The 6,760-nt window shown below is 65.3% G+C and carries 8 protein-coding genes and 1 pseudogene; 2 read left to right on the forward strand and 7 right to left on the reverse strand.

Features of this window, described 5'->3' with window-relative positions:
- Nucleotides 1-129: pseudogene (locus EOA27_RS42130) on the forward strand (transcriptional regulator); the annotation flags it as partial.
- 288 nt (nucleotides 130-417) lie between these two features.
- Here EOA27_RS42130 and EOA27_RS16165 read toward each other — a convergent pair.
- From EOA27_RS16165 to EOA27_RS16180, 4 genes are all read right to left on the reverse strand, one after another.
- A complete protein-coding gene (locus EOA27_RS16165; protein ID WP_126080341.1) occupies nucleotides 418-666 on the reverse strand; it encodes a hypothetical protein in 249 nt (82 codons plus the stop codon).
- A gap of 165 nt (nucleotides 667-831) precedes the next feature.
- Nucleotides 832-1,449, reverse strand: a complete 618-nt coding sequence (locus EOA27_RS16170; protein ID WP_126080340.1) for a transglutaminase-like cysteine peptidase — start codon at nucleotides 1,447-1,449, stop codon at nucleotides 832-834.
- Between the two features lie 201 nt (nucleotides 1,450-1,650).
- Nucleotides 1,651-2,928, reverse strand: a complete 1,278-nt coding sequence (locus EOA27_RS16175; RefSeq protein WP_127256681.1) for a polyhydroxyalkanoate depolymerase — start codon at nucleotides 2,926-2,928, stop codon at nucleotides 1,651-1,653.
- A 282-nt stretch (nucleotides 2,929-3,210) separates the two neighbouring features.
- The gene (locus EOA27_RS16180; protein WP_126080338.1) at nucleotides 3,211-3,573 is read right to left on the reverse strand and encodes a septal ring lytic transglycosylase RlpA family protein; all 363 of its coding nucleotides are present in this window, start codon (nucleotides 3,571-3,573) and stop codon (nucleotides 3,211-3,213) included.
- Nucleotides 3,574-3,882: 309 nt separating this feature from the next.
- Between EOA27_RS16180 and EOA27_RS16185 the strand changes: the two genes are divergently transcribed.
- Nucleotides 3,883-4,068 carry a hypothetical protein gene (locus tag EOA27_RS16185; protein ID WP_126080337.1) on the forward strand — a complete coding sequence of 62 codons (186 nt, stop codon included), beginning with the start codon at nucleotides 3,883-3,885 and terminating at the stop codon, nucleotides 4,066-4,068.
- 44 nt (nucleotides 4,069-4,112) lie between these two features.
- Here the strand turns inward: EOA27_RS16185 and EOA27_RS16190 are convergent, their stop codons facing one another.
- The 3 genes from EOA27_RS16190 to ssuD all read right to left on the reverse strand — a co-directional run.
- Nucleotides 4,113-4,916: an ATP-binding cassette domain-containing protein gene (locus EOA27_RS16190; RefSeq protein WP_126080336.1), complete on the reverse strand. Its 804-nt coding sequence runs from the start codon at nucleotides 4,914-4,916 to the stop codon at nucleotides 4,113-4,115.
- A gap of 7 nt (nucleotides 4,917-4,923) precedes the next feature.
- Nucleotides 4,924-5,703: an ABC transporter permease subunit gene (locus tag EOA27_RS16195; RefSeq protein ID WP_126080335.1), complete on the reverse strand. Its 780-nt coding sequence runs from the start codon at nucleotides 5,701-5,703 to the stop codon at nucleotides 4,924-4,926.
- Nucleotides 5,700-6,760: FMNH2-dependent alkanesulfonate monooxygenase (ssuD, locus tag EOA27_RS16200; protein ID WP_127256683.1), on the reverse strand; the 1,061-nt coding region annotated here is incomplete at its 5' end. The genes EOA27_RS16195 and ssuD, both read right to left, overlap by 4 nt.

The following is a 6,760-nucleotide window of genomic DNA, read 5'->3' on the forward strand; positions in this document are numbered from 1 at the left end:
ATCGACACGTCCGGCCTGTCGCCGGCGGCCACTGAACTGGCCAATCTTTTGGCCGAAAGCATCGAGAGGCTGGATGAGGAGCAGCTGCGGAAGATCACGGCATCGGTCCGGGCCGCGTTGCGCAGATAGTTTGCCCGTATGACAACGGGTGGGGTTAGCCGAAGCGCCCGAGGTTCGTCATCCACGGGCGGAGCGGGAGCGAAGCGGACGCGTAGACCCGAGGATCCATTCCGTGACCTCGCGCGAAGGGCGAAGGCGGCGCAAAACAGAGGCCGTTCTGCACCGCCGTGACGCTCATAGGTAACGGAATGGATCCTCGGGTCTGCGCTGCGTCGCTTCGCTCCTTGCTGCGCCCGTGGATGACGAACTCGCGGGAGGCTAGGTGTACTACGCCGCCGGCAACCCTCACGCCTAAGATCAGAACTTGCCGGCGCTGCCACCGTTGGTGCTGCCCCGACCGCCCTTGCCTTCATGACCCTGATGATCACGGCCGCCATTGCCGCCGCCCAGGCAGTTCGCGGAACCGACGCTGCAGCAGCGGCCGCTCCACAGGTCGTTGAGGTTGGTCGCGGCGCAGCTTTTGTAGGTCTGGTCCGCCAGGGCCGATCCGGTCAGGGCCGAAACCGCGACGGCGGCAAGAAGGGTGTTGCGCAGGAAAGAAGTCATTTGAGTTCTACATGGTTGGATTTGCCATTCACGGCTGTGTGTCGCCGGCCAAATGGGTATGGTTCATGGAGTTGTGCGATTTTTTCGGAGGGCCACCGCCTTCGTCATCCACGGGCGGAGCGGGAGCGAAGCGGACGAAACCGAGGGTGGTGCGCCTAGCTCCGCCTACTGCACCGAGCCGACCAGCACCGCCTGGCCGTCGCGGATCGAGACCCAGCGTCCGGTGTTGTCGATCGCCTGGCGCTTGAGGAAGCGGTAGCCGGTCGCGTCCCAGGTTTTGACCTTGTCGGTCAGATTGTCGAGTACGTAGTCGCCCTTGTCGGTGCGCACCGTCAGCACCGAATGGCCTTCGCCATCAGGCTTGCGCACGACGGTGATCAGGAGGTCGGCGAGCGACATGCCCATGCGATAAAGCTGGCGGCGCTTTTCCAGCACATAGTCCTCGCAATCGCCATAGCCGTCATCCGGATAGGCCCAGACTTCATCCTTGCCGTAGTGATCGAGATCGCTCAACGGCTTGACGGCGGCGTTGACCTTGGCGCTGACGCTGACCAGCTTGCGCCACAGGACGTCCGTCATCCTGGCCGGCTCGAGATCGGCCGGATGGATGTTGCATTCGTTCGGACGCGCCTTGCAGAAATCATAGTGCCCGATCGGCTGCGAGGTCAGGCCGCCTGTGGTCATTGCGCCCGCCGCCCAGGCGGGTACCGCCCAGTGAGCCGAAATCGCCAGCCCTGCGACTGAACACAAACGCAGAATCCGCGTCATCGCTGAGGAAGTCATTGCCCCCGCCGCCCTGTTCTTTATTAACGAAACGTTAAAGGCGATTTACAGTCCGTGTCAATTAGAGACCGCGGCCAGTTTGACGGCATGGTTACCTGGACGATCCCGTAGCGGCACTTTCGCAACAGAGACACCGTCGCAACACCAGCGGCCGCCGTCTGGCGGCGGAACGGAAGTTCGCTCTGGCGCGGTCCGCGGCGTTCAGCCTTTCGCGGAACGGACCAGTTTGGGCCTCGTCGCCACACGCTGCTGGCGGCCATAGCTGGAAATGAAGTCGGCGATGCGCGGCACGATCTCGGAGCGGAAGCGCGAGCCGTTGAAGACGCCGTAATGGCCGACGGCCGGCTGCACGTAATGGACATGCTTGTCGGCGGGAATGTTGACGCACAGATCATGCGCGGCCTGGGTCTGGCCGAGCCCGGAAATGTCGTCGTTCTCGCCCTCGATGGTGAGCAGCGCGACGTTGCGGATCGCTGCGCAGTCGACCGTCTCGCCGCGATGCGTCATCTCGCCCTTCGGTAAAGCGTGGCGCACGAACACGGTGTCGACCGTCTGCAGGTAGAATTCCGCCGTCAGGTCCATCACCGCCAGATATTCGTCATAGAAGTCGCGGTGCTTTTCGGCGCTGTCCCCGTCATGCTTCACAAGGTGCATGAAGAAGTCCTTGTGGGCGATGATGTGGCGATCGAGATTCATGCTCATGAAACCGGAGAGCTGCAGGAAGCCCGGATAGACCACGCGCCCGAAGCCCGGCACCGGCCAGGGCGCCTGCATGATGACATTGTCGCGGAACCAGTCGATGCCCTTTTCCTTGGCCAGGAGATTGACCGCGGTGGGGTTGCGGCGCGTGTCGACCGGCCCGCCCATCAGCGTCATGGTGGAGGGCACGAAGGGATCGCCGCGCCTGTCAATCAGCGCCACCGCCGCCAGCACCGGCACCGAAGGCTGGCAGACGGCCATCACATGGGTGTCGGGGCCGAGCGCATGGAACATCTCGATGACGTAGTCGATATAGTCGTCGAGATCGAAGCTGCCTTGCGCCACCGGCACCATGCGGGCGTCGACCCAGTCGGTGATGTGGACGTCGGCGTGCGGAAGCATCGCCTCGACCGTGCCGCGCAGCAGCGTCGCGTAGTGGCCCGACATCGGTGCCACGATCAAAAGCTTCGGGTCAGGCTTGCGCCCCGCGGGCAGCGCGCGCTCGAAGCGCACCAGATTGCAGAACGGCTTCGACCAGACCGTCTTTTCGGTGACGTCGACGCTCTTCCAGTCGACCACGGTCTTGTCCAGGCCGAATTGCGGCTTGCCGTAGCGGCGGGTGGTGCGTTCGAACAGCTCGGCGGTCGCCGCGACCGAGCGGCCTAAGGGGGTGTGGGAGATCGGGTTGAGCGGGTTGGAGTAGAAGAGCCGCACCGCGTCGGCATACAAGCGCGCGGGCTGCAGCGCCGCATGGTTCATTTCGTAGAGCTGGTAGAACATCGAGAACCCCGTTGCCGTCCGTCGACCAAAGGACGACGAACAGCGCCGAGCCTTGAATGTCTCCCGGCGAGGTTAACAAGATATTGTTGCGATGCAATACGTCATTTTGTCTGACGAATGCTTCTTTGGTTCAACCTGTTGGAAATCAGGCTTGAGCGGCGAGTCGGCTCACTGTGCGGTGCCGAAATGTGAAGGATATGTGTCCGGCCTCTCTTACCGGAGACCGGCCATGATCGCCGGACCGCAGCGGTCGCCTTGGATCATGGTCCGATAATGGAGAGATCAGACGCGCGCCATGCAGACGGCGGTGTGGCCCGAACCGATGAAGCCCAGCTGTCCGGCGGCGCCGCGGGACAGATCCAGCACGCGGCCCTTCACGAACGGACCGCGATCGTTGATGCGCACGACGACGCTGCGGCCGTTGTTCTTGTTGGTGACCCTGAGCTTGGTGCCGAAAGGCAGCGTGCGGTGGGCGGCAGTCAGTGCCGAGGGGTTCATGCGTTCCCCTGAGGCGGTTCTGGAATGCAGCGCATACCAGGAAGCGCGGCCGCATTGCGCGGCGGCGGAGGAGGCGGACGAGGCGCCAGCCATCAGGCCAGCCGCGATCGTTACCGCGACAAGCGCGGTCTGGTTGGTTCTCTTCATCCTTTGGGGGTGGCTCCGTTGATCGAATAGCCCCGCCTAAGTGCCGAATGAGGCGGGAAATGCGGCAGCCTTCTGGCGGTTCCATGGCGAAGGCACACGTTTGGAGTCGCCGCGAAACAGTTTGTCATGAGATTCCTGGAGCCCGAGAGGCGTATTCTTGATGAATATCGGACCACTCTCCGGGACGTTCCGGACAAGATCGGTCCTCAAGATTGGAAGTACAGAGGAGCCGGACTATTCCGATTCCTACGAGTCTTTTGTTGCGTCCCTGTCACCGCTCGAAATGGACTTCCGGAGAGGATCCAGCCGATGCGATTGATCAGGTCTGTGCTGACGCTGATTGTGCTGGGCGTGGGCGCGCTATGGTCGCTGCAGGGGCTCGGCCTGGTCGGCGGCAGCTTCATGACCGGCCAGACGCGATGGCTCTATATCGGCCTCGTCACCATGCTGGCCGGCATCGTCGGACTGCGCTGGGCGAGCCAGTCGCGCGTTTGATCTTACGATGATTTCGTGATTTGGGACCACGGCCGGCGCCGCGCTCAAGCCCGGTTGAACAGGTGATCCAGGATGGTGCCCTCGATATGGGCAAGCTCCGCCGAACCGTGCCGGCGGGGCCGGGCCACAGGCACGTCGAGGTCGAGGGCGATCCTGCCGGCGCCGATCACCACGACGCGGTCGGCGAGCGCGACGGCTTCGCCGACGTCGTGCGTCACCAGCACGGCGGTGAACTTCTGGTCGAGCCAAATCCGTTCCAGAAGCTGCTGCATCTCGATGCGGGTCAGGGCGTCCAGCGCGCCGAGCGGCTCGTCCAGCGCCAGGATCTGCGGCTGGCCGACCAGGGCGCGGGCAAGCGCGACGCGCTGCTTTTGACCGCCCGACAGCACCGAGGGCCACTCGTCGGCGCGGTCGGCGAGCCCGACCTCCTCCAGCATGGCAAGCGCCCGCTGCCTGGCTTCGGTGCCACCGGCGATGCCGGTCAGCCCGATCTCGACATTCTTCACCACGCTCGCCCAGGGCAGCAGCCGCGGCTCCTGGAACATGAAGCGCGTGCGGCTGTGACCCTCCTCGGCCGCGCCAAAGGTCAGCGAGCCGCTGCTCGGGCGGTCGAGGCCGGCCAGCAGCCGAAGCAGCGTGCTCTTGCCGCAGCCGCTTTTGCCGATGATGGCCAGGAACTGCCCGGCACGCACGTCGAGGCTGATGCCGTCGAGCACGATCTTGTCGCCGAAGCGTTTCCCCACCTCCTTGAAGGCGAAGGCCCGGCGGCCCTCGACCGAGCCGATCGTCCGGGCTTGCGCCGGCGTGGCGACGAGGGAGCGTGCTGCGGTGAGGGTGGCGGCTGGCATCTTGTTCTCACCCTTTCTGGAAGGCCGGATGCCAGCCGAGCGACAGGCGCTCGAGCAGGCGGGCCAGGCTGTCGGCGAGCTTGCCGAGCAGCGCGTAGATCAGGATCGACAGCACCACGACGTCGATCAGCAGGAACTCGCGTGCCTGCATGGCCATGTAGCCGAGTCCGGAGCTGGCCGAAATCGTTTCGGCGACGATCAGGGTCAGCCACATGATGCCCAGCGCATAGCGCAGGCCGACGAAGATCGAAGGCAGCGCGCCGGGCAGGATCACCCGGAAGAACAAGGCGCGCCGGTCGAGCCCGTAGACCCGGCCCATCTCGACCAGCTGCGGATCGACGCTCTGGATGCCGAGCAGCGTGTTGACATAGATCGGGAAGAAGACGCCGAGCGCCACCAGGAAAAGTTTTGCTTCCTCGTCGATGCCGAACCACAGGATAACCAGCGGGATCAGCGCCAGATGTGGGATGTTGCGGATCATCTGCAGCGTCGTGTCGGTCAGGCCGCGGCTCAGCGCCGACAATCCGTTGGCGAGGCCGAGCGCGAAGCCGATCGAGCCGCCTATGGCGAAGCCGGACAGCGCCCGCAGGGTGGAGACGCCGATGTTGCGGATCAGCTCGCCTGACAAGGTCAGCCGCCAGAAGGCCTCGGCCACCGCGCTCGGCGCCGGCAGCACATTGGCCGGGATCAGGCCCGCGCGCGCCGCGGCTTCCCAGCCGGCGATGATTGCCGCCGGCAGCAGCCAGCCGGCCACGCCGTTGCGGGCAAGGCGCGTGGCCAGGCTCATGACGCCGCCTGCAGGCGGTTGGCGCCGTGGAAGCCGACCGAGAATTCGTTGGCGATATCCTTGTGCGCCCGTTGCCGCTGCGTGCCCAGGCCGAGCCTCGGGAACAACAGCTCGGCGACGCGATAGGCCTCCTCGAGATGCGGGTAGCCGGAGCCGATGATGGTGTCGATGCCGATCGCCTGGTATTCGCCGATGCGCTCGACGATCTGCTCCGGCGTGCCGACCAGCGCGGTGCCGGCGCCGCCGCGCACCAGGCCGACGCCGGCCCAAAGGTTCGGCGACACGACAAGCCGGTCGCGCCGGCCGCCATGCAGTTCGGCCATGCGCCGCTGCCCGACCGAATCCATCTCCTTGAGGAAACGCGCCTGCGCATTCTCGATCTGCGCGTCGGTGACGTGGCTGATCAGCCGCTCGGCGGCGCGCCAGGCCTCGTCCTCGGTCTCGCGCACGATGAAATGCAGCCTGATGCCGAAGCGCAGCTTGCGGCCGCGCCGCTCCGCTTTTTCACGCGCCGAAGCGATCTTTGCGGCAACCTGCGCCGGCGGCTCGCCCCAGGTGAGATACATGTCGACGAGGTCTGCCGCGAGCTCCTGGCCGGCGTCGGAGGAGCCGCCGAAATAGAGCGGCGGCCGCTCCTGCAGCGGCAGGAGGTCCAGGCGGCCGTTCTCGACGCGATAATATCTGCCTTCGAAATTCACCCGCTCGCCCGAGACCAGCCCGCGCCAGATGGTGAGGAATTCCTGCGCCTGCGCATAGCGCTCGTCATGCGGCAGGAACACGCCGTCGCCGGCAAGCTCGGTCGGGTTGCCGCCGACCACGACATTGAGCAGCAGGCGGCCGTTGCTCAGCCGGTCGAGCGCCGCGGTCTGGCGCGCCGCGAAGGTCGGCAGCGTCACGCCGGGTCGCAGCGCAACGAGGAACTTCAGCCTTTCCGTCAGCGTCGCGAGCCCGGTGGCGGTGATCCAGGAATCCTCGCAATTCTGCCCGGTGGGCAAAAGCACGCCGGGGAAGCCCAGCCGGTCGACCGCCTGCGCGATCTCCTTGAAATAGCCGAACT

Source organism: Mesorhizobium sp. M2A.F.Ca.ET.037.01.1.1 (assembly GCF_003998075.1).
Taxonomy (GTDB): Bacteria; Pseudomonadota; Alphaproteobacteria; order Rhizobiales; family Rhizobiaceae; genus Mesorhizobium.

What these genes read in the sequence shown, in the direction of transcription:
- EOA27_RS16180 (WP_126080338.1), bottom strand. Translation starts at nt 3,573, where the DNA reads ATGAAGAGAACCAACCAGACCGCGCTTGTCGCGGTAACGATCGCGGCT.
- EOA27_RS16195 (WP_126080335.1), bottom strand. Translation starts at nt 5,703, where the DNA reads ATGAGCCTGGCCACGCGCCTTGCCCGCAACGGCGTGGCCGGCTGGCTG.
- EOA27_RS16175 (WP_127256681.1), bottom strand. Translation starts at nt 2,928, where the DNA reads ATGTTCTACCAGCTCTACGAAATGAACCATGCGGCGCTGCAGCCCGCG.
- EOA27_RS16165 (WP_126080341.1), bottom strand. Translation starts at nt 666, where the DNA reads ATGACTTCTTTCCTGCGCAACACCCTTCTTGCCGCCGTCGCGGTTTCG.
- EOA27_RS16185 (WP_126080337.1), top strand. Translation starts at nt 3,883, where the DNA reads ATGCGATTGATCAGGTCTGTGCTGACGCTGATTGTGCTGGGCGTGGGC.
- EOA27_RS16170 (WP_126080340.1), bottom strand. Translation starts at nt 1,449, where the DNA reads ATGACTTCCTCAGCGATGACGCGGATTCTGCGTTTGTGTTCAGTCGCA.
- EOA27_RS16190 (WP_126080336.1), bottom strand. Translation starts at nt 4,916, where the DNA reads ATGCCAGCCGCCACCCTCACCGCAGCACGCTCCCTCGTCGCCACGCCG.